Consider the following 22,559-nt stretch of genomic DNA (forward strand, 5'->3'; position numbering starts at 1 on the left):
CACTGCCGGTTCCTAGAGTGAGACCGAGGGGTAGTCGCGGCCCAGCCAATGGTCCAGCTTCTGAGCGAACTCCCGCTGGAACGACAGGGGACCGTGTTCCTTTGTGTAGTCCTCTTCGAAGACGGCGACGAAGAGGGTCAGGGAGAGGAAGAAGTGCGCACCGTTTTCGAACAGCCACACGTAGTCGTAGTTGACCAGTGCCTGGCGCTCTTCGTCGGTGAAGGACAGCCAGGACGTCTTCTCGACGCTGTTGAGCCAGATGCCGACTTCCTTTTCCCAGTCCGCGAGTGCTCTGGCAGCGTCTTCCTTATAGCGTGCTACCCATAGGGGGTCACGGTCCACGGTGTACAGGAACTTGTTGACGTAGTACTTGCTCACGCTGAGACTCCTTCCTTGGCGGTGACCGGTCCTGCGCTGCCGCCGGAAACGGCTGCTGCCTGCTCGGCGGCGGCGGCCTGCTTTTCGTTTTTGTTGGGGTACCAGGTCATGAACATTTCCCTGGTGTGGTAGAGATCCAACTGGTCGACGTAGTCGGCGTTTTCGGGTCCGGCGATGCCCATCATCAGGATCAGGTCCATGAATCCGTGGGTGGCGTTGCCGGCGCCGGACATGGATTCGTGGGTGACGTTTTCGAGGATGGCTTCGATGTTGCCGGTGGAGAGCCATTCGATCGCCTGGCGGTCAAATTCGGGGTCGGGCCCGTGTTCGCCGAACTGGCGGGGGCCGCCGAGTTCCAGGGACAGGTGCCCCGTTCCGACCGCTGCGATTTTTTTGTCGGTCGGGTATTCGTCGATGACCTGGCGGATGGCGCGGCCGAGGTCCCAGAACCGTTTCGGGGAGGGCAGCGGCGGAGCGAAGATGTTCGTGTAGATCGGGATCACGGGCAGGTCAGCGTCGGGGCGGACGGTGATGATCGGGCAGATGATGGAGTGGTCGATTTTCAGTTCGTGGCTGAAGGAGAAGTCGAAGCCGCGGTCCATGAGGCCCTGGTGCATGAAGTTGGAGAAGGCGACGTCCCCGTCGAGGACGTACTTGGGGATCCCGAATTCGCGCTCTTCGTTGTAGAAGGTGGCGTCGTACTTTTCCTGCTTGCCGATCATGAACGTTGGGTAGTTATCCAGGAAGAACTGGTGGAAATGGTCGGCGCCGACCATGACCAGGATGTCGGGTTCTGCTGCGGTGAGAGTTTCCCGGTAGGCCTCGACTTTGCGTTTCCACTCGTCGGCCTGGGGCATCCGTTCTTCCGGCGGCGCGGTGGTGGCCTTGAGGTAGAACGGGTGGTGGGTGCTGGCCAGTACGGCTGTGAGTTCAGCCATTGCATCTCCTTTGATTTTTGCCGGCGTGCTCGTGGAGCGGCCGGGTTTGGCTGCGGGCCGCTCGGGCCCTGCTGGTTTTAGTTTTCGTCCGGTGCTGTGGGTGAGTGCGGGTCGACGTAGACGGCGTTCCGGTCCACCGCCATGTAGACGTCCATGCCGATCGGGTTCCGCCGTTCCTCAGCGATTTGCCCGAGCAGGCCCGCTGCCCGTGCCAGCAGTGCGAATCCTCGCAGCAGGTCGGTCGGCAGGCCGAGATCGGCCAGGGCGGCACCGCAGACTCCGGCGCCGTTGAGGGGGAGTTTTCGGCCGAGGGCTTTTTCGCTCATCCGGCCGATGGCCTCGAAAAGGCGCAGGTGCGGCCCGCGCAGGCCTTCCTCTTCGGCGATACCGATCAGCACCGGCGTTCGGGGATCCTGCACCTTGTGGTTCGGATGGCCCAGCCCCGGAACGAATTTGCCTGCGGACCGCTGGGCATTGATCGCACCGAGTGCGAGGTCATCCCATCCGGCCTCGGTGTCCGGGAGGTCCCCATCATGGGCGGCGAGGGTGGCGGCGAGGAACTGGCCGCAGTCCTCGGTGACGCCGAGGAACCGTGAGCCTCCACCGAGCAGGCCGGCGGCCATGGCTCCCTGCAGGGAATCCGGGGCGCTGAGGTACGTGAGCCTCGCGGCGATTGCTGTGGGCGTGAAGCCGTGGTCAGCCAGTGCTACCAGGACGGATTCAAAGACGCGCAGTTCCCCGGCCGTGGGGCGGCGCATCGCAACGAGCCAGAAGGCGAGTTCCCCGAAGCTGACTTTGCCCATCAGGTCCGCGGTGAGGTCCTGGCCCAGGAGACGGATTTCTGTGGCGGTGGATGTTCCCAGTGAAGTAGGGAACTGCAGCTTTTCCTGCTCGAGGGTGGGGTTCATGATGCTCCAGGGGTTGAGGTGGTCGGGACGGCGGCGGCGGCAAGCCAGGCACGGATCTCTTCGGTGTGTTCGCCCAGCTCCGGCGGTGCCAGGTCGTACCGTGCCGGGGTTGCGGAGAACGTGATCGGGTTGCGCACGCCTGGAACGGTTTTGTCCCCGGAGCCGACCTGGACGACGGGCTGCAGCCCAAGTTTCCGGGCGTATTCAACGCCTTGTTTGATGGTATTGATGGGTCCGTTGGGCACGCCGGCTTCGTTCAGCTTCTCGAACCATTCTTCGGCGGACCGGGTCTTCAGTCGTTCCACCAGCAGGGGGCGGAGTTCTTCGCGGAGCCGGGTCCGGCCGGCGTTGTCGGCGAACCGTTCATCGTCGGCGAGTTCGGGCACGTCCAGTACGGCGCAGAGCTTGCGGAACTGGGCATTGTTACCGGCGGTGATGATCAGGTCATCGTCCTTGGTCGGAAGAGCTTCATAGGGGAACAGGCTCGGGTGGGCGTTACCCATCCTGAACGGTGTGACGCCGCCGGCCACATAGGCGGAGGTTTGATTGACGAGCCCGCTCATGGCAGAGGCCATGAGGCTCGTTTCAATGTTCTGCCCTTCACCTGTGCGGTCGCGATGGTGCAGGGCGGCGAGGATGCCGATCGTCGAATGCAGCCCTGCCACGACGTCGAAGACGCTGATGCCCGCACGGTAGGGTTCACCACTGGGGTCCCCGGTGAGGCTCATCAGCCCCGACATGGCCTGGACGATCAGGTCATAGCCGGGAAGGGCGGCGCCTTCGGCCGTGCCGAATCCACTGATGGAGCAGTAGATGACAGCCTCATTGCGTTCCCGCACCGAGCTGTAGTCCAGCCCGAACCGCTTCAGTCCGCCGGGCTTGAAATTTTCAATCACGACATCGGCGCGGGCGGCGAGCTCCTTGGCGGCGGCCAGGTCGTCCTCGTCCTTCAGGTTAAGCACGACGGACTTTTTGTTGCGGTTGATGGCCGAGTAATACGTCGAGACCCCGTCGGGGCGGACCGGCGGCACCCACGAACGCGTGTCGTCCCCGCCCGGGCTTTCAACTTTGATGACTTCCGCGCCCATGTCTGCCAGGAGCATGGTGGCATACGGGCCGGCCAGCACACGGGAAAAGTCGGCGATGACGATCCCATCGAGGGGGCGGGCGACCGGGACCTCGGCGGCCTCCGGCTTGGGATTGCTTATCACGGTGGTTCCTTTCGGCTTCGAACTCAGTATGTCCGTCTAGCGGACAACCGTCCGAAGATGTGGGATATTTATAGAATGAGCTTTTGGCGCGGATGTGTCAAGGCTCACCAGACAACAGGAGGTGCGTGATGGCGCAGCGGGGTACAGGTCCGGACTTTATCGAGGCATTGGCGCGCGGATTGGATGTCCTGCGCTGCTTTTCACCAGAACAGCCGCACATGAGCCTGAGTCAGGTGGCTCAGTCGGCGGATCTGGCGCGCCCCACGGCCCGGCGCATCCTGCTGACCCTGGAGGAGCTCGGTTATGTCAGGGCAACCAATGGCGTCTTCACTCTGATGCCAAAGGTCTTGGAACTGGGCATGGCCTACATCGGAGCGCTCGGGCTATGGGACATGGCCCGGCCCCACCTGGAAGACCTCGTGGGGAAGACCGGCGAGTCCTCATCCATGGCTCAGCTGGATGGTTCGGACATCATCTATGTTGCCCGGGTGGCTGTGCCTAAGCTGATCGCACTCAGGGTTGATGTCGGGACAAGATTCCCGGCGATGCTGACCTCCCAGGGCAAAGTGCTCCTCGCAGCCCTTGCCCCTGAGGATGCATTGCGGATCCTGTCCCAACCCTCCCGATCAACCGTCCCGGCACCGAGCCATCCGGATGATGAACGTGTCCTGCGGATTCTCGCCAGCGTGCGCCGGCAGGGCTGGGCACTGGCGGACGAAGAACTGGCCCCAGGTGTCCGCTCCATCTCTGTGGGGGTGCGCGACGGAGAAGATGTGGTCCGCGCGTCAATGAACATCACTGTCCACGCCCAGGAAACGAGTCTCGACAAGCTGACCGGTGAATACCTGCCCCTGCTTCAAGAGGCAGCGGCTGCAACCGAAAGCGACTGGACGCGCTGGCAGTCCCGGCCGGTAAAGTCCCTGAAACCCTAGGCCCTGTCGGTAATACGCCGTCCAGCGGTGTGACTCTTGACACCCCCGTTCGCCGTCTGTCACTATCAAACCCAGAAGCAACGTACACGTGTCCGCTAGGCGGACGCCAGCCTCTTCCTTCGGGAACAGCAACGGGACCAGAAAGACGACCACTCATGAGCCAGTCAACGGGCAAGGACGCCCATGCCACCGCAACCCACACCGAGGACTTCGATGTAGTCATCGTCGGCTACGGACCGGTCGGGCGGCTGCTCGCCCTGCAGCTGGGCCGCCGCGGCCATCGCGTGGCCGTTATCGAACGCCAGGAGAGGGTCTACCCGCTCCCCCGCGCAGTACATTTCGACGACGAAATTGGGCGCATCTTCCAGTCCGTGGGCGCCGGGCCGAACATCATGGCCGAGGTTGTGGAGCCCTACGACGACTTCTACGAATGGCGCAACGCGAACCACGAGACACTTCTGCACGTGGACTGGCGCGGAGCCGGCCCGTCCGGCTGGAATGTCAGCAACTTCTTCTACCAGCCCGGAATGGAAAACTTCCTCGACGCCAAGGTTATCGACCTCCCCTCGGTGACCATCCTGCGCGGGTGGGAAGCGATCACTCACACCGAAACGGAAGACCGGGTCCTTTTGCAGATCCGGAACGCTGCCGATGAACGTCGGGAACTGAACGCCCGGTACGTCATCGGGGCCGACGGCGCCAACAGCAAGGTTAGGGACTGGATCGGCACGCCGATGACAGATCTCGGTTACTTCCACGACTGGCTCGTCGTGGACCTTATCCCCATGACGCCGCTGCAGATCAGCCCTCCTGCCTCACAGTTCTGCGACCCCGCCCGGCCCACCACCGTCGTCCCCGGCGGGCCGGGGCGGCGGCGCTTTGAATTCATGCGCCTCGAACACGAGACCAAGGACGAACTGAACACCGAAAGCCGGGCCTGGGAACTCCTGGAGCCGTGGGGCGTCACACCCGAGACCGCCAAAATGGAACGCCACACCGTTTACACCTTTCAGGCCCGCTGGTGCGACCAGTGGCGCCGCGGCCGGCTGCTCCTGGCCGGAGACTCCGCCCACCTGATGCCGCCCTTCGCCGGGCAAGGCATGTGCTCTGGCCTGCGGGATGTAGCCAACCTCGAATGGAAGCTCGACCTGATCCTGCGGCAACTCGCACCCGATTCGCTGCTGGACAGCTACGGCCCGGAACGCTCCGAACACGTCCGGCACTTCATCGACCGGTCCATGCAGCTCGGAGAAGTCATCTGCCTCACCGATCCCGACGCAGTGGCCAAGCGGGACGCAGCAATGGCAAAAGACATCGCCGACGGCGCCTCGATTCCTCCCCGCCCGCTGCCCAAACTCGGTGACGGCCTGCACCGTGCCGACGCCGGCGGCGGCACGCTCTCCATCCAGGCCCCCGTCCAGGCCGGGGAAGGACAGACGCTCTTCGATGACGTCTTCGCCCCATCCGGGACACTGCTGCTCCGAAATGCCGATGCCCGTGCCCACCTTCCAGCAGACGCGGCCAGCGGCCTGACCGGGCTCGGATTCCAGATCATCGACTTCGGCTTGGAGCCCTCGGATACGACAGCAGTTGACGCCACCGGAGCCTACGGCCAATGGTTCGATGCCCTCGACGCCGACGCCGTCCTCATCCGTCCCGACTTCTACATCTACGGCGTCGCCGGGGTTGAAGGACTTCCCGCCTTGGTCCGGGACTTCCTCTCAGATCTCGGTGCACCCATCGAGACCATGAAGACACCCGGTCTCAACGCTGCCGCACTGTGACCACTTTCCCTGCCTCCGGCAGCGCCACGGCGCTGCCGGAGATCCGCCACACGATCGAAGAATGCCTGGCCCGCTATACCCGGGCAATGGACAACCAAGAGCCGAAAACAGCCGCAACGCTGCTCGCCGACGCCGAACTGCACTTCAAAAACAACCCCCCAGTACAGGGCCGCCGCGACATCGCAGGGTTCTTCGCCTCCGTGTTTCCCAACCCATCGCGCACCCGGCATCTGATCAGCAACCTGACGATCGAGCCGGGCACGGACTGCATCGAATACAGAGCCATCTACCAGCGATGGTCCGTGGCTGATCCCACGGCTCCCGTCTGTGAAGCGCTTGGCCACTACACCGGCCGCTTTACCCCCGCTGCAGCCGGACTCATCTGGTCCGAGCATAGGGTGATCACAGACTAAACCTCAGAGCTTGGGGCGGGAAGTTGCCATCCATCGCAACATGAAACCTGAAATACAGGCGGCACCTCCCGCCCCAACCAGTCGAAGGCCGGGGACTTCATGGCAACCCTTGGCTGCGGCCCCCGGTTTAGACGCTCAGGGAGTACTGGTACACGGGCATTCAGTTTCGAACTATTCCTGCCCCGGGGACAATTCTCATAGGCTATATCCACCGCTACTGCTGCCAAGGAGCTACCCCAAGGGCTCCCAGTTTCCAGCCGTGGATAACCTGACTTGACCTCAGTCACGGACGGATGAAAGTCGCCGCCAGTTCCGGCCGTGTGATCATCAGGCAGGGGTTTGCCCGACTTAGGCAGGTTGACGGAATATCCGTTATCGGCGTTGTCACCCGGGACTCCCCGGATCACTTACCGCTTTACTTTCCTCCGTTCGCGACCTGCGGCGACGGCGGGATTGCAGAGGGGCTAGGCGGAGGGCCAGCCGGTGTATGCCTCGGCGAGGTAGGCCTGGCCGTGACGTGAGGACACCACGGAGTTGAGTTCGCCGAGTTGGCGTGCGCGGGAGAAGTCATCGGCGTCCGCTGGGGTGTGCAGCATCGAGGTCATCCAGTAGGAGAACTGCTGTGCTTTCCACACGCGGTCGAGGGCTCGGTCGCTGTAGGAATCCAGGAGCGCCGTGGAGCCGGTGCTGTAGTAGCTTTCCAAGCCCTCGAAGAGCACCTTTACGTCGTGGATGGCCAGGTTCAGGCCCTTGGCGCCGGTCGGCGGGACGGTGTGCGCGGCGTCCCCGGCCAGGAACAGCTTGCCGTGCCGCATCGGAGTGTGCACGAAGCTGCGGAACTTCAGGACCATCTTGTCGATGACCGGACCCTCCTTCAGCTCGAAGCCGTTGCCGTTGACCCGGCTCCGGAAGGCCTCCCAGATGCGATCTTCGCTCCAGTTGTTCACGTCCTCGTTCGGGTCGCACTGGAAGTACATCCGCTGCACCGTCTCGGTGCGCTGGCTGATCAGCGCGAAGCCGTTGGCGGAGTTGGCGTAGATGAGTTCGTCGGCGCTGCGGGGAGCTTCGGCCAGGATGCCGAACCAGGCGAACGGGTATTCGTGGAAGTACCACTTGCGGTGGGCCTCGGGGATCTGGAAGCGGCAGTGGCTGCGCGAGCCGTCGGCCCCGGCGATGAAATCGGCCTGCAGTTCGTAGTCAATGCCGTCGGCATCGGTGAACCAGACCTTGGGGGACCCTTCCAGGTCGTGGACGGTGGTGTCCGTGACGCTGTACCGGACGTCACCGCCGTCGGCCTCGCGCCGTGCGGCGAGGTCCATGAACACGTCGGTCTGTGGGTAGAGCCAGACCGACTCCCCCACCAGTTCCTTGAAGTCGATGCGGTGGTTTTCGCCGTTGAAACGCAGTTCGATGCCGTCGTGCCGGTCGCCTTCACGCAACACCCGGTCCGAAACGCCGCTGTTCACCAGCATGTTCACCGTTCCTTGTTCGAGGATGCCCGCGCGGACCGTCTCGGAGATCTCCTGGCGGCTGCGGATTTCGATCACCGTGGATTCGATGCCGGCCTTGGCCAGCAGATGGGAGAGCATTAGACCCGCGGGGCCGGCGCCCATGATGGCGACTTGGGTTTTAATGACTTTGCGTGCTGCCACGATGTTCCTCGCTTCGTTGCGGGGCCCTCGGCATGAAAACTGGGGCCGACGTTACTTCTGCCTAACAGTGTGCGCCGGAGAGTGTGAACGGCGTTACACCGATTCCATTGAACGGAAACCTGTTCCGGGCTCCATTTCGCCCAGCCGCCGCGCGATGCCCCTGGCGGCAGTCTGCAGCGCAGGGACCAGCGCCTGCAGGCGCACCTCTTTCAACGGAACGACGACGCCGAGAGCGGCCACCGCGCGCTTCTTGCCATCAAGCACCGGAACCGCGATCCCCCAGGTGTCAGGGTCGATGACGCCGGCCAGCTGCGCGTACCCCAAGTGGTTGGCTTCGGCGAGCAGTGCGCGGAGGTTCTCCTCCGTGACCTTTCCGGCAGGATCCTTGAACTGCCCGAGGTACTCGGCCTGCACGGACGGCAGCTGATAGGACATCAGTGCCAGACCGGCGGAGGAGATATGAACTGCGAGGCGGCCCGCGATCTGCGCGCGGTTGGCCACGGAGCCGCGGCGGGAGAGCCGCTCGATAAACAGGGCCTCCCAGCCGTCAAGCACTGCCAGATTCACGTTCTGGTTCAGCACGTGTTGGATGTCTTCCATGAACGGCATCGCCGCCTGCCGCAATGCCAGCGTCGGTGAATTGCGGTTCACGATCTCCCAAAGCCGCAACCCCAGCCGTACGGAACCGCCGGGAGTGGTTTCCAGGAGACCGTGCGCGGCTAGTTGCCGGACCAGCCGGTGCGCTGTAGTCAGCGGAAGCTGCGCGCGGGCGGCGAGCTCGGATAGTTGCAGGACGGAGACGCCTTCGGGGAAAGCGGCGATAACGCGAACCACGCGGTCCACCACAGAATCACCGGAGTCGGAATTGGCCACAGTTGCTTCTTCCATTGAATGGTTTGGGTTGTCCTAGATTACATCGTCAGGTGATACAAATCTCATGTCGGGCTTCGCTTGCACCGGCCACTCCCTTTCATTCCCACCTTTGCAACCGGACAATGAGGTTCCTATGACTACGCTCCCGGCCGCCCGTCGTTCCCAATGGCCCGTTTGGCTTTGCTGGCTCGCCATGGTTCTGGACGGATTCGATTTGGTGGTGCTCGGCACCGTCATTCCCACTCTCATCAAGACCCAGGATCTTGGTTTCGACGCTGTCGGGGCCACGTATGCAGCCACTATCTCGCTGGTTGGCGTGGGCATCGGCGCGCTGTTCATCGCGCCGCTTTCCGACCGCTTCGGACGCCGCCGCCTGCTCGTGGCCTGCGTGGCATGGTTCTCACTGTTCACTCTCGCTGTGGTGTTTGCCCCCAACGTGGCCGTGTTTGGCATCTTCCGGCTGCTGGCTGGCGTTGGGCTGGGGGCCTGCCTGCCTGCGGCCTTGGCATACATGAATGACTACGCACCGACCGGCACAGCAGGGAAATCCACCACGCGGACGATGACCGGATACCACGTGGGCGCCGTCGCCACCGCGTTTCTGGCGATCCTCGTGGTCCCTGACTGGCGCATCATGTTTGTGGTCGGCGGGGTGGCCGGATTCGTTCTGGTGCCGTTCCTGTGGTTCCGGCTCCCGGAAACTCTGCCTCCTGTCCAGACGGAACACGGCAAGGACGCCCGGGATGTAGCGGCTCCAGCGGCCCCTGCGCCCGCTTCGGTCCACACTGCGCGGACACACCGCCCGATTGCCGTCCCGGCAGCCGAGCCGGAAGCCGCGCCCGCATCGCTCGTGCCGGCGGATGCCTCCGGTGAGCGTGCCAGCTTCCGCGACCTCACGAAAAAGCCCTACCCGCTGGTTGCGCTGGGCATTGCCGTGGCATCCTTCATGGGGCTCCTGCTCGTGTACGGCCTCAACACCTGGCTGCCCCAGCTCATGTCCTCGGCCGGTTACACCGTGAGCACCGGCCTGGTCCTGTTGCTCGTGCTAAACGTGGGCGCCGTCGTGGGGCTGATCATTGCCGGCATCCTGGCCGACAAGCACGGGACCAAGAAGATCGTGTTGCTGTGGTTCGGCCTCTCCGCCGTGTTCCTCGCCGTGCTCAGCGTCAAGATCCAGAACGAGTTCCTGCTTAACGCTGCCGTCTTCGTCACCGGCGTCTTCGTCTTCAGCTCGCAGGTGCTGGTCTACGCTTGGGTCAGCCAGCTCTTCCCGCCCCGGCTCCGCGGAACAGCGCTCGGCTTCGCGGCCGGCGTGGGTCGTCTTGGCGCCATCATGGGCCCGGCCGTCACCGGATCGCTCGTGTCCGCCGGCATCGCCTACCCTTGGGGCTTCTACGTCTTCGGCGCCGCGGCCGTGCTGGCGGTCATTGCCCTGGCGACCGTCCCCCACACCATCACCCCGGCACCGAACCAGGCACCCGCCATCGGGAAATCCTGATCCAGCCTTCTGCCCCCGTGTGGGTGGGAGCGTGGGCGCCTCAGCGGCATTGCCATCATTGACGGGCACTACGGGAAGACGGACATACCCCGCAGGGGGCAGGAGGCATCGGCCCTCGCTCCCGAACCATCGGAGCTAACTGCTAGCCGCCCTGAAAGCCGAACTTTTACCGGGACAATTGCAGGGCATCACGGAGCGGGGACCGTCATCCCATGCGCCCAAGGGTGGACGTGGGATAACCCTTGGACAGGCGGCTGTTCATCCACTGAACGCCTTCCATGATCCCGCCGAACGGATAAAGGTGATACAGGACAGCTCCGAGGTTCCCGCCGTCCAGCCCGGCTGCGAGGTGATCCCAATAGCGCTCAGGACTGAAGCGGTGGTCAGGGTCGTCCACCGCGAGCCCATATCTCCGGGCGATAGCTGCCGATGGCACCGAGCCAAACTGCTTGGCGTATCTCAGGAGCTTTCCCACACTGGCCGGCCCCGGCACGCCAATGCGGACGGGCGCATCGATTCCTTCACGGCGCAGGCGCTCTATCCACTGCACAACGGCATCGGCGTCGAATCCGTACTGGGTCGTAATCTCGACCGAGCAACCTGCATCCTGGAGAAAGCCGAACTTCCATTTCAAACAGCGCCAGAGCGTGTCGGTGTCGACCTTAGGGTGTCCTTCTGGATATCCCACGATACCCACCTGGCGGATGAAATGCCGTTCCAGGAGGTCGCTTCTCAAGAGGGCCAGCGAGTCCTCAAAGGGACCGGCAGGGACGGCCGGGTCACCGCCCACGAGGATTATCCGCGACGGGGCTGCTTCTGCAACCAGGGCGTCGAGAAGATAATCGCGGTCCCGCTCCGAGCGCAGGCGGCGCGAGGAAATTATCGGGACGGGCTCGAAACCGCATGCTCGTATTACCCGTGCAGCTTTGATGCGCTGGGCATGATCCTCATTTCCGAGGAACGCGATGTTGATCGGTGTTCCCGGTGGAATGTCAGCCTTGGCGGCCTCGACTTGCGCGATGTCTTTGGCCGCAACTTCCAAGGCGTAAGGTCCATCGGACTGGGTGGCGGATCGGCAGTGGCTGTCGAGGCTAGACATCCCCCTCACCTGGCTTTTCTGAGAAGAAGCAGTTCAGCTTGACAGAGCAGAATCCGACGGCAGCCTGGGCCATGAGGATGACCGCACAAGTGGACATAAGAGCAGGGAAGCTCGCCCTATCAACAATCTCCAAATTGGCTCCTCTCAGGGATGTCTTTGCCATGGGTGTCTTCTCCTGAAATGTTGGGTGGGCAAGGAGTACCTGCCCGTCGCCGGTTAAGACGACAGGCTGAAAGTGAAAGGAGGCCACGGCCCTCACCGCAACCAGCGGCCCGGACCTGTTCGGTCAGGACGAACTGACCGCGCCTGCGGCCGGCTGCTGTCCCTTTGTGGCAGCGATAAGACGCGTCATCGCTTCATGCAGCTGAACCACATCTTCGCGTTCCAGCCCCAGTTTCCGCATCATCGTCTCGGGAACGGACAAGGCCTCAGCCCTGAGCGCGGCCCCCGCGGCAGTCAGTTCGACCGCGAGGGATCGCTCGTTACCTGCGGCCCTGCGACGGGAGATGAAGCCGGCGGACTCCAGCCGGCGAAGCAGCGGGGAGATCGTCGCCGGTTCGAGGTCGAGTTCGTCGCTGATTTCGCGTACGGACCTGGGACTTTTTTCCCACAGCGCCAGCATCACCAAGTACTGCGGGTGGGTCAGCCCCATACGTTCAAGCACGGGCTTATAGGCGGCTACCACGCTCCGGGAAGCCACTGTCAGGGCGAAGCACAGTTGCCTCTCCAGCAGCAGGTCCTCCTCGGCAGCGGGCGCCGCAGCCGGTTTGATGGTCGTCATGGTCATCACGTCTCCATAGGTTAGAACCCTAACTGTTAGCCTACACGAGGACGTCATGCGTGGTGTTGGACTCTTGAGAGCTCACTCGCCTCGGAGGTCCTCCTCATCTCACCAGACCACCCCGAACCTGGTTTAAGGTCGGTGGTTAGTACATTCAGGCCGGGGCCAGCCGGTGTAGGTCTCGGCGAGATAGGCCTGGCCGTGGCGCGGGGACACCGACGGAGTTGAGTTCGCCGAGAAGCATGGCCACCTATGAAATACGCTCCGCCCGGTTCTTTTTCGGGGAACGGATGCAGTTTCTTTGGGTTCAGGAGATTGGTCCGGCAAGGGCCTTGATATAGGAGTTCCGGATTCCTGTGCGTAGCAGGAGCACCATGGGGTGGGCGAAGAGCCAGAGGCCCTTTCCGGGACCGCTGAGTGAGCGCAGGGTGAACCAAACCGAGTCGTCAGGATTTCGTTTGACGATGAACGCCGCTTCGCCGCTGACCGGGTGTCCTTTCTGGGTTCCGAACGCGAATCCCTTACGGGCAGGTTCGTCGATCGTGTAGACGACACGGACGGGCATCTTCAATCGAAGCGGGCCGAAGCGCTTTTGAAGCAGGACTTCCATTCCTTCCCGGGCCAATTCAGGAGTAGGTTCTGCAGCATGCGGAGCTGGGTGGGCTCCGGGGTGCGGCTGCGGAGGATGAAAGGGTAGGACTGTATAGCCGGATTTGCGTTGGATGCCCCAGGAAAGTGTTTCCTTCCATGCGTGCTCCCACCGCCGTTGGCCGGATCCGATCTGAATCCGTTCTTCATTGGCCCGGTAGCCGCGGCGCATGGGACTGGGTGCGTCCGTTCTCTTCGTGGCACCAATTTCGGTGTAGTTGTATGGGCGGACTTGTTTTTTACTCGTTGTTGACATCCTGTTCCAGGGTCGGGGCCAACCAGCCAGGTTGTGACCCGATTTCGTTTGTTCCTCTTCAGGGCTTTCCGGGCCCGGCGGTGCTGGCTTCGCTGTAGTGGCCGTGCCCCCGGTTCACCCAGTCCGTGCAACGGTTTCTGGTGGAGGGGTGTTCACACTGCCACCGGCGCGGCTATGGCTGGGTGATGGCGGTAGCCCAGAAGCTGGAGGTCCTCCCAGGTGTAGTCAAAAAGGGTGTCCGGACGGCGGCGGAAGGACAATCGAGGCGATGGGAACGGGGCACGCAGGATTTGCTCCCGGACCTGATCGATGTGGTTGTCATAGATGTGGCAGTCCCCGCCGGTCCAGATGAATTCTCCGGCGGCAAGGCCGAGTTGATGGGCGATCATCTCGGTAAGCAGGGAGTAGGCGCCGATGTTGAACGGCACTCCGAGGAACAGGTCTGCGCTGCGTTGGTAGAGCTGGCAGCTGAGCCTGTCGGGGCCGGAGGGCGCTGGCTCTACGTGGAACTGGAAGAGGGTGTGGCATGGGGGTAGGGCCATGCCGGGGATTTCAGCGACGTTCCACGCGGAGACGATGTGCCGGCGGGAGTAGGGATCGGCTTTGAGGGAGTCCATTACTGCTGCGATTTGATCGATGTGCTGGCCGTCCGGGGCGGGCCAGGACCGCCATTGCACCCCGTAGACGGGGCCGAGCTCACCGTGTGGGTCTGCCCATTCGTCCCAGATGCTTACCCCTTGGTTCTGCATCCACTGGATGTTCGAATCCCCACGGAGGAACCACAGCAGTTCCACGGCAACGGATTTGAAATGCACCCGCTTGGTAGTGACCAGGGGAAAGCCCTGGGTGAGATCGAACCGCAACTGTCGTCCGAACACGCTGCGCGTGCCGGTGCCGGTGCGGTCCGATTTGTGGGTGCCCTGGGCGAGTACCTCTCGGAGCAGATCCTCATAAGGGGTGGGGATCATCGGCACTTCCCTCCATCGGAAGTTGTACAGGCGAGAGGCTGCCCGCCTGTGAGCGGGATCGGAAATAAAAGCACGGTTGTGGACTGATGCAACTGCTGATGCCTGATACCGGAACCCAGTTACCGTCGTCCTTCCAAGAACGGTGGGAGCTCAGCTGGGCTGGGCTTCCTGCAGGTCTTTTAGTGCCTTGCGCAGTTGCTGGGCCGAGTAGACCGGGCTACCTATTTTCACCGGACCTGCAGCTGTGTGCATGAGGAGGGTGGGGTAGCTGTGGATTCCGAGATCTGCAACGCGTTCCTGTTCCGATAATGCCTTTTCCCGGGTGCCGGGATCGGTGTAGAGCTTTTCCACAAGGTCCGGATCCAGGCCTTCACGGGTTGCGATGGTGCGGTATGTTCCTGTTTCGGAGAGGCTGAGTCCGTCGATGTAGAACGCGTGCTGCATGGCTGCTGCCATGTCCAGGTCTTTGCCGCCCGATGCTTCTTTCAGCGCGACCAGCCCTGTCCCGGCGTCGTCGGAATCCATGTGCAGGGTTCCGTCTGAGAGAACTGTTCCGTAGGCTTCACCGAAGCGGACTCCGGTGAGGGCTGCAATCCGCGCATTGGCCCCGGGGATGTGCGGCAGCGCACCGATGGGGCCGGCGTGGTGGCCGCTGAAGAGGCCGCCGCTGATGACCTCAATGTCGATGCCTTCGTCCTGGGCCAGTTCGTGCAGTGCCGGGGCGAAGCCGTAGCACCAGCCGCAGTAGGCATCGAAGACGTAGGTCAGTTTGGTGGAAGTCATGGTGGTCCTTTGCATAGGTGTTGAGGTTTACCGCGCGGCGTACCGTGCGGCCAGAACGTGCGGCCAGAAGATGATCTGCCCGCACGGCACTGCTTAGCTGTGGGTGTTTAGTAAGCCGCTTCAGTTGGCGGCGGTGAACCGGGCGTTGCGGTAGGCCGGGCGCTCAATTTCGTCGAGCATGGCCACCGCGTAGTCCTGGGTGGAGATGCTGTCCCCGGCCGGGGAGTCCTTGGCAGTGTTGTACGTACCGGTGCGTTCGCCGGGCTGGATGACAGGGGCCGGTGCGAGCATGGTCCAGTCCAGGTCTGCCGGGGCTTCCCTGATGGCGTCGTAGGCTGCACCGAGGGTGAGGGCCTCGGCCTTGTAGGCTTCGGGGAACTCAGGGGTGTCAACTAGCCGGGTACCGTTGATTTCCAGGGCACCTGCGCCGCCCACGACCAGCAGGCGGGTGCCGCTGGCGTTGGAGTAGGCGGTCTTCATCGCGGTGAGCCATTCCCCGTGGTCTCCGCCGGTGCGGCTGGGGCCAGTGGCCAGGACGACAGCGTCGTGTTCTTCTGCGACAGCGGCAAAGGTTGCCGCGTCTGCCAGGTCAGCTGCCTGGACCTGGGTGCCGGCAACTTCTGCCCCGCGGCGGGAAACGGCCGTCACCTCGTGGCCTCGGGTCAGCGCTTCGCTGACAATCTGGCTGCCGACCATGCCGGTGGCTCCGTAGACTGCGATCTTCACGTGTTCTCCTCGTGGTTGATGTCTTGGTGATACCCCTTTATAGTATTTATTAGATACTGATAGCTTCAAAGGAACTGAGTACCCAAATGGATACCAATAGCAGGACAACCAACATCCTTGATCCTGACTGCCCCTCCCGGGTGATTTTCCAACGCATCGGTGATAAGTGGGCGTCACTGATCATCCAGGTCCTCGCCGATGGCCCCGTGCGGTTCACTGCGTTGAAGAACATGGTCAACACCGTGACGCCGAAGGTGCTGACGCAGAGCCTGCGTGCACTGGAGCGCGATGGGCTCGTCACCCGCACCGTGCATCCCACGGTTCCGCCAAGGGTCGATTATGAGTTGACCGAAACGGGCCGGTCCCTGCTGGTGCCGTTGGCCCAATTACGTGCCTGGGCTGAGAGCCACGTGCCCGAAATCCTCAAGGCACGGGACGAGTATGACGACTCCCGCGACGAGGAACTCCTGGCCGGCCGCTGACAACAGCAGCCTCCCCTGCCCACGGGCAGAAACCAAGTAGTATCTGAATTCCGACGTTTGATAGGTGCACGCCACTGCCCCGGCCAGGCCACCTTGCGTGCCGTTAGACGGCGAACGCCGCCGCCGGGGGTAGCTGAAACTATCCAGCTAGTCTGCAGTGCCTTGGCCGCGGCTCGCCTTTGTAGCGTCGATGAGCCGCGTCATCGCCGCGTGGAGTTGCATGACATCCTCCCGGTTGAGGCCGAGCCTTTGCATCATGGTCTCCGGCACGGACAGCGATTCGGCCCGCAGGGCAGAACCTGCTGCTGTCAGCTCGACGGCCAGTGCGCGTTCGTTTCCCGGTACCCTCCGGCGTGTTATCAGGCCGGCGGTCTCGAGGCGGCGAAGGAGCGGCGACAGCGTCGCCGGCTCGAGATCCAGCGCACCGCTGATCTCCCGAAGCGATTGCGGGCTTCTCTCCCACAGGGAGAGCATCACCAGATATTGCGGATGGGTCAGGTTGAGCCTTTCCAGGACGGGCTTGTAGGCGCCAACCACGCTCCTGGCCGCGACGCTTATGGCGAAACACAGTTGCTTCTCAAGCAGAAGGTCGTTCTCAGTCCCCTGCCGACTTGCTACCTCAGTCATCATTGCTCCAATCATTAGCCCTCTAACAATTAGTGTACTATTGATGTATTCGACAGGCACACGGAAGTCAGGTGAAAGAACAGTGAGTTTCGTACACAAGTTCATGAACGCCACAGGCAAACTGCGGGCAGTCTTCGGTCCCGCCAACAAGAGCGCGATCGACCACGACATGACCGAAGAGAACCAGGAACTGCTCGAGAAGCGCCAGGCTGAAACCCAGCAGTGGGAGACCCTCCGCCGTCCGGACGGCAGCACCTACGTCGTGCCCAAGAACCCTGACGATAAGTCGCTGAGGTGACGTTAGCAGCGACCCCATCCCTGCAGGCAGGAGCGCGTGAGGCAGCCGATGCGACGGCCGCAATAAATGCCGGAGGCATCGATAACGCCGAAGTGCTGCGCATCCGCGGCCAGTTTCCTGCTCTGGACCAGGAGGTCAACGGCAAACCCCTGATCTACCTGGATTCCGGCGCCACCTCCCAGAACCCCTTCCCGGTCATTGAAGCTGAGCGGGCGTAATACCAGGAACGCAACGCCGCCGTCCACCGTGGGGCGGCCTATCGAGTACCAGCGACCGGCGGTGGCTGAGACTGAACAGGTTCTCGGACCGTAGACGTTCTATGCCAATTCCCCGGCTGTTGGAGCCGAACCCGTTACGGCGCTGCGGCAGGTCCGAGCATCAACTGTTATGCCCACGTCATCCAAGATGACGTTGGCATGACCATAGACGGCACCAACACCCGCTTCTTGCCGCTGGAAGGCTTCTCGTCCGAGCCTAGTCTGCAGATGCCACGGGGGCGGCTGCCCGTGCGGCCGTAAGTGGCCATTGTGTGGGAGTGCACTGGTAGACGCGTGTAAAAGCCCGGACAAAGGTGGATGTGTCGCGGAATCCACACGCGATCGCAATGGATCCCACGCTCTGGCGGGTTTGTGCCCTCGCAGCGAGGAGGGCGGTAGCGCGTTCCATGCGCCGGCGCCGTACGTACGCCGCCGGCGTTTCCCCAATCGCCGCGAAGACTTCGTGGAGCTTGCGGACGGAGACGTTCTCTGCGCTGGCCAGTCGTTCAACCGAAAGATCCGGGTCAGCGAGACAGCGCCTGATGTACCCCTTCGCGGATTCCAACAAGGTCTCATCATCGCTCCACGAGGTCCGCTGGAGTCCCGCGAAAGAGCGCAGGGCGAGCGAGAGTAAATCAGTACTGATGTGCCCTAACTCAACTCGTGCACGGTCATCCATCTGGCCGCGGCCAGCCATCAATCCAGCGGCATAACCGCTGAAAGCAGCCATGCCGGGGACGGATTGGTCGATTGTCCGCCCGCAAAGGTCCGTGACAAACCGGTCCTTTAGCCCCAGAAGCCGGCGTGGAACGCGAAGGACGATCAGGTCCTGCCCTGATTGCGGCTGGTCCAACAGATAAGGATGGTTGATTTCGTAAAGGGCTGCCGTTCCAGGAACCAGAACAGCAGTCCGCCCGTGCTGCTGGACAGCCCCGGTCGACTGCAGCTGCAGCGACATGAGAATGTCGTCACCATCATTCCGGCGGGCCAAACGTTCGGGACGCTCCACCCGCAGAGGCCCCGACTGGACCCGCGCCAGAGATACCCCGCCGGAGAGGGCAACGGACTCAAGATGTGCGACGAAACCGGGTCCGGGGGCCGTGCACAGCAGCGGTACGAATGCCCGGCTCGCTGCATCCTGCCAAGCCAGAACATCAGTAACGGTCACGTCCGTCATTGCGTCCCTCCGACTACCCAGCACGAGCACGACACGAGCACCTGTTTCAGCAGGGGAAGTCTGAACCTGCAGGAATAGTAGATGGGCCTGCAGAAATTGCCAACGTTTTTAAGTGATCCCCATCATAAATTTGGAAGCACCATCTAAGCATAACGAGGAGTATTGATGAGCGAGAAGGTGCGGGTTGCTGCCGTTCAGGCCGAACCGGTTTGGCTGGACATTGACGGGACGGCGGAAAAGACCGTCCACCTGATTGCCGAGGCCGCAGCCGGGGGAGCCGACTTGGTCGCGTTCCCGGAAACGTGGATCCCCGGCTACCCCGTGTTCCTCTGGTCCTACCCGGTGTACGAGCAGATGGAGTTCGTCGCCCGTTACCACGCCAATTCACCCACCATAGACGGGCCTCAGCTAGCCAAGATCCGCGAAGCGGCTCAGCGGCACTCCATCACCGTCATCGTGGGTTTCAGCGAAAAAGACGGTGGCTCGCTCTACATGGCCCAGGCCCTGATCGGCCCCGACGGGGAGATCATCCAGCACCGCCGGAAGCTCAAGCCCACGCACGCCGAGCGGACCCTCTTCGGGGAAGGCGACGGCAGCAGCATCAAGGTCATCGACACGCCATTGGGCCGCCTCGGGGCGCTGCAGTGCTTCGAGCACCTCCAGCCGCTGACGAAATACGCCATGTACGCGCAGAACGAACAGATCCACGTCGCCGGCTGGCCCTGCCTCGGGATCCTGGGCAACGTGCCGGCCCTGAGCCCCGAATCCCTCATGGCCTGCTCCCAGACGTACGCCCTCGAAGGCAGCGCCTTCGTCATCACCGCCACCCAGATCATGTCCGATGACGGGGCCCGCAAATTCCCGACAGCAGACGGAGGACCCACGCCCGTCTACACAGGCGGCGGAGGCTACGCACGTGTCTACGGCCCGCACTCGGGCCTCATCACTGAACCCCTGGACCCCACCCAGGAAGGCATCGTCTACGCTGACATTGATCTGGCGGACATCGACCTGGCCAAGAACACCGTCGACCCCGCAGGCCACTACGCCCGCGCGGACGTCACGCGGCTGATCTTTGACGACACCCCCCGCACCCCGGTCATCCGCCGCAGCACCATGCCCAAGACGCCTGCTCAAACCGAGCCGGCATCCGACGCGGACATTCAGTGGGACGGAGCCTCAGAGACAGACAGGCCAACGCATGTGTGAGGCCCGAAGCACCGACAGAAGGGCGTTCCTGGGAGCGGCCGCAGCCACCAGCGCCCTGGCTCTCACTGTCGCCGCCGCTCCAGCGGCGACAGCCTCCGCACCTGCGGGGCAGTCAGCGCACCGGAACACGCGCTTCGCGGTGGTCCCCCTCGGGATTCAGGGTGGACCCCCGCCGGCCCCGGACCGGTCCGGGATCTCCACAGCACTGGTCGTTAACGGCAGAACATACCTGATGGACTGCGGGCGCGCTTCTCTCACCCAATTCGTACGCGCAGGGCTGGACGTGGCGTCGCTCAAGGCGATTTTCCTGAGCCACCTGCACGCCGACCACTGCATGGACCTCGGCAGCTACGCCGTCTCGGCCGCACAGTTTCCCACGCAGTACACGTACAAGGAACCGATCGACCTTTACGGGCCGGGCAGTGCCGGCACCCCGGCCGCTGACCTTGGTCCCGGTCCAAAGTGGGCGAATCCGGACCAGCAGACGCCAGGTACGGCAGAGCTTCTGCGCCTGGTCACCCAAGCATTCAACGGCTCGGCAAACTTCTTTATCGCTGAGCGGTTCATTGGGAACCCCGCGGAAATGATCCGTGCACATGAGGTCCATGTCCCCGAAGCGGCCGGCGCATCCTGGTCCAACCCGCACCCGGACACCGCGCCCTTCCCCGTGATGGAGGACGAAAACGTACGGGTCACTGGTTCCGCATGGAGCGGCCTATCCAGCACTTGCCTACCGGTTTGATACCGACCACGGCAGCGTCGTCTTCTCCGGCGATACGGCCGTCTCAAGCAACCTCATACGGTTGGCGCAGGGAGCTGACCTGCTGGTACACGAAGCTGTTGAGCTTGAATCCTCCGCCGCCCGCATGGGATGGAACGAGACCACTATGAAGCACATGCGCGAAGTCCACACCGACGTCGCCGAGATCGGCCGGATCGCCCGGGACTCCGGCGTACGCGCAGTGGCCCTGACCCACTTGGTGCCAGACGCCTTCGCGCACCGCGAATGGGAACAGGCCCTGAAGAACTCAGCCCGTAATGCCGGGTTCACCGGAGGGACACACGTATGCCAGGAGCTCCAGGACGTACCGTTGAGCCGCCTCCTGCGCTGACGACGCAGGCAGGATTTCCCAGCGCCATACGTCAGCGTTTCGTGCCGAGCTCACACCATTCCGGCGCGGGACCTAACGTGCCTTTCCGACCCGGCCGTTACAGACAATTTAGGGAGGACGATCATGGCCCGAGGGCGACCCCTGCTACGTCCACCGCGTACTGCGGAAGGTCGAAAGACAACATTCTTACCCCCCGGTGATGCCGGCTACATTCGGGACTGGACCATGCTCGCATCCGGAGAAAAGGTTGCCATCGTCCAAGATGAAGGACCTGAATTATCCGGTCGTGTTGATGCTGTAACTGAGGACGGACTAATCCTCTGGCTGCACCTGGATTCCGGCGCCGGACGCAAACTGTTTACGCGTACAGCGGGCGCACTCGTCTGGCGCCTACGGGAAAGCAGATAGCAACGGGCACGCAGAAAGTTAATGGCTCGGCCTGTCTACGCTGGCCTGTATCGCAGAGCGCGGCGTGTCCATCTTTTTGGCCTCGTGTGTACCCGGGCCCGGACTTCCGAAAATCTGGAGAATCGGGCACGGGTGTGCCCGTCCAGCTAGGGCACACCCCAACCTGACACACGGCTCCTTGCCTGGCCCTCCGAACAACCGAAATTGATCTACGTTTGAACGAGGAGTCCGGTCCCCCCGCCCACAGCCGGGGACAATTCTCATAGGTTATCCACCGCTACTGCTACCAGGGAGCTACCCCAACGGCTCCCACTTCCAGCCGGGGACAACCTGAATTGACCCCAGCCATGGACGGATCAGAGTCGCCACCAGTTCCGTCCGCGTGATCAGCAAGTACGGTTTGCCCTGCCGAGGCAGGTTGACGGAGTATCCGTTATCGGCTCTTAAAGTACGGGAGTAGAAGTAGCTGCTATAACTCCCGTTCCGCGGCGAATCTAGTGTTTCCCGGGTTAAAGGCTGACACTTGATGTGAGTGCAGATGGCTGTAGTCATGTCGACGTGCAGCAGTGAGCGGTGAGGCTGGGGTTTGCATTTTGGCTAAGGGCATTAGGCAGTGTCTTCCTGACGCCCGGGATCACTTCTTAGCGACTTAGTGAGTTGACGAAGGACGTCTGCCGCTCTCGTAGCATCGCCCTCGGTCCAGTCCAATAGATACTCCTGGAACATGGCTGACCGCTTGCCTTCCAGGTGCTCAAGCTTGTCCGCGCCCAGCGGTGTTAGGGCTACGACGTGGGCCCGGCGGTCATCAGGATCCTTCCTCCGGACCACCAAACCCTGTTCCTCCAACTCCGCGATTTGGCGGCTGAGAACTGGAGTACCAACACCAAGTCGCTCGGCGAGCCTGGTGGCCCGGCACTCCCCCTCATTTACGAGCCGAAGTACGAAGTGCAGTGCTGGGCCAATTCCTTCCCCTCGCGAGCTGGCGGAAGCGATGCAACGCACTGCCCGTTGGAGATCAAATATCTCGGACACCAGATTCGCTGCCGTGCCGGGGTTCAGTGTCATTTCGGTATTCCCGGAGGGCCGGGAAGAAGTCCGCGGACTCAATGGTTTAGTGTTTCGTGCTCAGCCGTTGAGTTGG

General features: G+C 62.7%; 24 protein-coding genes and 1 pseudogene. 10 read left to right on the forward strand and 15 right to left on the reverse strand.

Features of this window, described 5'->3' with window-relative positions; genetic code table 11:
- Positions 1-12 precede the first annotated feature (12 nt).
- From NXY83_RS18190 to NXY83_RS18205, 4 genes are all read right to left on the reverse strand, one after another.
- Entirely contained in the window at positions 13-378 is a 366-nt protein-coding gene (locus tag NXY83_RS18190; RefSeq protein WP_258803616.1) for a hypothetical protein, read from the reverse strand.
- Complete coding sequence (locus tag NXY83_RS18195) at positions 375-1,316, reverse strand: hypothetical protein (protein WP_258803617.1); 942 nt, start codon at positions 1,314-1,316, stop codon at positions 375-377. Before NXY83_RS18195 ends, NXY83_RS18190 begins: the two co-directional genes overlap by 4 nt.
- 77 nt (positions 1,317-1,393) lie before the next feature.
- Entirely contained in the window at positions 1,394-2,224 is an 831-nt protein-coding gene (locus NXY83_RS18200) for a citryl-CoA lyase (protein ID WP_258803618.1), read from the reverse strand.
- A complete protein-coding gene (locus NXY83_RS18205) occupies positions 2,221-3,435 on the reverse strand; it encodes a CaiB/BaiF CoA transferase family protein (RefSeq protein ID WP_258803619.1) in 1,215 nt (404 codons plus the stop codon). The genes NXY83_RS18200 and NXY83_RS18205 overlap by 4 nt, the downstream gene beginning before the upstream one ends.
- Positions 3,436-3,653: 218 nt before the next feature.
- On the opposite strand from NXY83_RS18205, the gene NXY83_RS18210 reads away from it, so the two are divergent.
- The 3 genes from NXY83_RS18210 to NXY83_RS18220 all read left to right on the forward strand — a co-directional run bounded on the left by NXY83_RS18210 (position 3,654) and on the right by NXY83_RS18220 (position 6,564).
- A complete protein-coding gene (locus tag NXY83_RS18210; protein WP_258803620.1) occupies positions 3,654-4,367 on the forward strand; it encodes an IclR family transcriptional regulator domain-containing protein in 714 nt (237 codons plus the stop codon).
- A gap of 155 nt (positions 4,368-4,522) precedes the next feature.
- Positions 4,523-6,151, forward strand: a complete 1,629-nt coding sequence (locus tag NXY83_RS18215) for a bifunctional 3-(3-hydroxy-phenyl)propionate/3-hydroxycinnamic acid hydroxylase (RefSeq protein ID WP_258803621.1) — start codon at positions 4,523-4,525, stop codon at positions 6,149-6,151.
- Positions 6,148-6,564 carry a nuclear transport factor 2 family protein gene (locus NXY83_RS18220; RefSeq protein ID WP_258803622.1) on the forward strand — a complete coding sequence of 139 codons (417 nt, stop codon included), beginning with the start codon at positions 6,148-6,150 and terminating at the stop codon, positions 6,562-6,564. Before NXY83_RS18215 ends, NXY83_RS18220 begins: the two co-directional genes overlap by 4 nt.
- 464 nt (positions 6,565-7,028) lie before the next feature.
- Here the strand turns inward: NXY83_RS18220 and NXY83_RS18225 are convergent, their stop codons facing one another.
- Both NXY83_RS18225 and NXY83_RS18230 read right to left on the reverse strand, forming a co-directional pair.
- Positions 7,029-8,177: a 4-hydroxybenzoate 3-monooxygenase gene (locus NXY83_RS18225; protein ID WP_258806324.1), complete on the reverse strand. Its 1,149-nt coding sequence runs from the start codon at positions 8,175-8,177 to the stop codon at positions 7,029-7,031.
- Between the two features lie 132 nt (positions 8,178-8,309).
- Positions 8,310-9,089 carry an IclR family transcriptional regulator gene (locus tag NXY83_RS18230; RefSeq protein ID WP_258806326.1) on the reverse strand — a complete coding sequence of 260 codons (780 nt, stop codon included), beginning with the start codon at positions 9,087-9,089 and terminating at the stop codon, positions 8,310-8,312.
- A gap of 133 nt (positions 9,090-9,222) precedes the next feature.
- Between NXY83_RS18230 and NXY83_RS18235 the strand changes: the two genes are divergently transcribed.
- Positions 9,223-10,587 carry an MFS transporter gene (locus NXY83_RS18235; protein WP_258803623.1) on the forward strand — a complete coding sequence of 455 codons (1,365 nt, stop codon included), beginning with the start codon at positions 9,223-9,225 and terminating at the stop codon, positions 10,585-10,587.
- A gap of 205 nt (positions 10,588-10,792) precedes the next feature.
- Here NXY83_RS18235 and NXY83_RS18240 read toward each other — a convergent pair whose 3' ends face one another.
- From NXY83_RS18240 to NXY83_RS18265, 6 genes are all read right to left on the reverse strand, one after another.
- Entirely contained in the window at positions 10,793-11,629 is an 837-nt protein-coding gene (locus NXY83_RS18240; RefSeq protein WP_258803624.1) for a methylenetetrahydrofolate reductase, read from the reverse strand.
- Between the two features lie 343 nt (positions 11,630-11,972).
- Entirely contained in the window at positions 11,973-12,467 is a 495-nt protein-coding gene (locus NXY83_RS18245; RefSeq protein WP_258803625.1) for a MarR family winged helix-turn-helix transcriptional regulator, read from the reverse strand.
- 307 nt (positions 12,468-12,774) lie between these two features.
- Complete coding sequence (locus NXY83_RS18250) at positions 12,775-13,371, reverse strand: DUF1990 family protein (protein WP_309484099.1); 597 nt, start codon at positions 13,369-13,371, stop codon at positions 12,775-12,777.
- A gap of 152 nt (positions 13,372-13,523) precedes the next feature.
- Positions 13,524-14,339 carry a thymidylate synthase gene (locus tag NXY83_RS18255; RefSeq protein ID WP_258803626.1) on the reverse strand — a complete coding sequence of 272 codons (816 nt, stop codon included), beginning with the start codon at positions 14,337-14,339 and terminating at the stop codon, positions 13,524-13,526.
- A 150-nt stretch (positions 14,340-14,489) separates the two neighbouring features.
- The gene (locus NXY83_RS18260) at positions 14,490-15,122 is read right to left on the reverse strand and encodes a DsbA family protein (protein ID WP_258803627.1); all 633 of its coding nucleotides are present in this window, start codon (positions 15,120-15,122) and stop codon (positions 14,490-14,492) included.
- A gap of 120 nt (positions 15,123-15,242) precedes the next feature.
- Positions 15,243-15,848 carry an NAD(P)-dependent oxidoreductase gene (locus NXY83_RS18265; RefSeq protein WP_258803628.1) on the reverse strand — a complete coding sequence of 202 codons (606 nt, stop codon included), beginning with the start codon at positions 15,846-15,848 and terminating at the stop codon, positions 15,243-15,245.
- Positions 15,849-15,934: 86 nt separating this feature from the next.
- Between NXY83_RS18265 and NXY83_RS18270 the strand changes: the two genes are divergently transcribed.
- Positions 15,935-16,330 (forward strand): winged helix-turn-helix transcriptional regulator, encoded by a 396-nt coding sequence (locus NXY83_RS18270; protein WP_258803629.1) that lies wholly within the window; start codon positions 15,935-15,937, stop codon positions 16,328-16,330.
- 147 nt (positions 16,331-16,477) lie between these two features.
- On the opposite strand, the gene NXY83_RS18275 is transcribed toward NXY83_RS18270, so the two are convergent.
- Positions 16,478-16,957, reverse strand: a complete 480-nt coding sequence (locus tag NXY83_RS18275) for a MarR family winged helix-turn-helix transcriptional regulator (RefSeq protein WP_258803630.1) — start codon at positions 16,955-16,957, stop codon at positions 16,478-16,480.
- Between the two features lie 103 nt (positions 16,958-17,060).
- On the opposite strand from NXY83_RS18275, the gene NXY83_RS18280 reads away from it, so the two are divergent.
- A complete protein-coding gene (locus tag NXY83_RS18280) occupies positions 17,061-17,255 on the forward strand; it encodes a hypothetical protein (protein ID WP_397427607.1) in 195 nt (64 codons plus the stop codon).
- 77 nt (positions 17,256-17,332) lie between these two features.
- A pseudogene (locus NXY83_RS18285) lies at positions 17,333-17,470 on the forward strand (cysteine desulfurase); the annotation flags it as partial.
- Between the two features lie 259 nt (positions 17,471-17,729).
- Here NXY83_RS18285 and NXY83_RS18290 read toward each other — a convergent pair.
- A complete protein-coding gene (locus NXY83_RS18290) occupies positions 17,730-18,680 on the reverse strand; it encodes a helix-turn-helix transcriptional regulator (protein ID WP_258803632.1) in 951 nt (316 codons plus the stop codon).
- Positions 18,681-18,854: 174 nt separating this feature from the next.
- On the opposite strand from NXY83_RS18290, the gene NXY83_RS18295 reads away from it, so the two are divergent.
- From NXY83_RS18295 to NXY83_RS18305, 3 genes are read left to right on the forward strand one after another with little or no spacing between them, the layout of a single operon-like run.
- Positions 18,855-19,898: a carbon-nitrogen hydrolase family protein gene (locus NXY83_RS18295; RefSeq protein WP_258803633.1), complete on the forward strand. Its 1,044-nt coding sequence runs from the start codon at positions 18,855-18,857 to the stop codon at positions 19,896-19,898.
- The gene (locus tag NXY83_RS18300; RefSeq protein ID WP_258803634.1) at positions 19,891-20,640 is read left to right on the forward strand and encodes an MBL fold metallo-hydrolase; all 750 of its coding nucleotides are present in this window, start codon (positions 19,891-19,893) and stop codon (positions 20,638-20,640) included. The genes NXY83_RS18295 and NXY83_RS18300 overlap by 8 nt, the downstream gene beginning before the upstream one ends.
- Positions 20,594-21,010 (forward strand): MBL fold metallo-hydrolase, encoded by a 417-nt coding sequence (locus NXY83_RS18305; RefSeq protein WP_258806328.1) that lies wholly within the window; start codon positions 20,594-20,596, stop codon positions 21,008-21,010. The genes NXY83_RS18300 and NXY83_RS18305 overlap by 47 nt, the downstream gene beginning before the upstream one ends.
- 1,014 nt (positions 21,011-22,024) lie before the next feature.
- Here NXY83_RS18305 and NXY83_RS18310 read toward each other — a convergent pair.
- Positions 22,025-22,483: a MarR family winged helix-turn-helix transcriptional regulator gene (locus tag NXY83_RS18310; RefSeq protein ID WP_258803635.1), complete on the reverse strand. Its 459-nt coding sequence runs from the start codon at positions 22,481-22,483 to the stop codon at positions 22,025-22,027.
- Positions 22,484-22,559: the final 76 nt, after the last annotated feature.

The organism is Pseudarthrobacter sp. NS4 (assembly GCF_024758005.1).
In the GTDB taxonomy this organism is placed as follows: domain Bacteria; phylum Actinomycetota; class Actinomycetes; order Actinomycetales; family Micrococcaceae; genus Arthrobacter.

Excerpts from the sequence above, each read along its gene's own strand:
- NXY83_RS18195 (WP_258803617.1), bottom strand. The coding sequence starts at position 1,316 with ATGGCTGAACTCACAGCCGTACTGGCCAGCACCCACCACCCGTTCTAC.
- NXY83_RS18200 (WP_258803618.1), bottom strand. The coding sequence starts at position 2,224 with ATGAACCCCACCCTCGAGCAGGAAAAGCTGCAGTTCCCTACTTCACTG.
- NXY83_RS18280 (WP_397427607.1), top strand. The coding sequence starts at position 17,061 with ATGAACGCCACAGGCAAACTGCGGGCAGTCTTCGGTCCCGCCAACAAG.
- NXY83_RS18310 (WP_258803635.1), bottom strand. The coding sequence starts at position 22,483 with ATGACACTGAACCCCGGCACGGCAGCGAATCTGGTGTCCGAGATATTT.
- NXY83_RS18255 (WP_258803626.1), bottom strand. The coding sequence starts at position 14,339 with ATGATCCCCACCCCTTATGAGGATCTGCTCCGAGAGGTACTCGCCCAG.
- NXY83_RS18215 (WP_258803621.1), top strand. The coding sequence starts at position 4,523 with ATGAGCCAGTCAACGGGCAAGGACGCCCATGCCACCGCAACCCACACC.
- NXY83_RS18225 (WP_258806324.1), bottom strand. The coding sequence starts at position 8,177 with ATGGGCGCCGGCCCCGCGGGTCTAATGCTCTCCCATCTGCTGGCCAAG.
- NXY83_RS18260 (WP_258803627.1), bottom strand. The coding sequence starts at position 15,122 with ATGACTTCCACCAAACTGACCTACGTCTTCGATGCCTACTGCGGCTGG.
- NXY83_RS18245 (WP_258803625.1), bottom strand. The coding sequence starts at position 12,467 with ATGACGACCATCAAACCGGCTGCGGCGCCCGCTGCCGAGGAGGACCTG.
- NXY83_RS18300 (WP_258803634.1), top strand. The coding sequence starts at position 19,891 with ATGTGTGAGGCCCGAAGCACCGACAGAAGGGCGTTCCTGGGAGCGGCC.
- NXY83_RS18250 (WP_309484099.1), bottom strand. The coding sequence starts at position 13,371 with ATGTCAACAACGAGTAAAAAACAAGTCCGCCCATACAACTACACCGAA.
- NXY83_RS18210 (WP_258803620.1), top strand. The coding sequence starts at position 3,654 with ATGAGCCTGAGTCAGGTGGCTCAGTCGGCGGATCTGGCGCGCCCCACG.
- NXY83_RS18270 (WP_258803629.1), top strand. The coding sequence starts at position 15,935 with ATGGATACCAATAGCAGGACAACCAACATCCTTGATCCTGACTGCCCC.
- NXY83_RS18235 (WP_258803623.1), top strand. The coding sequence starts at position 9,223 with ATGACTACGCTCCCGGCCGCCCGTCGTTCCCAATGGCCCGTTTGGCTT.
- NXY83_RS18275 (WP_258803630.1), bottom strand. The coding sequence starts at position 16,957 with ATGACTGAGGTAGCAAGTCGGCAGGGGACTGAGAACGACCTTCTGCTT.
- NXY83_RS18295 (WP_258803633.1), top strand. The coding sequence starts at position 18,855 with ATGAGCGAGAAGGTGCGGGTTGCTGCCGTTCAGGCCGAACCGGTTTGG.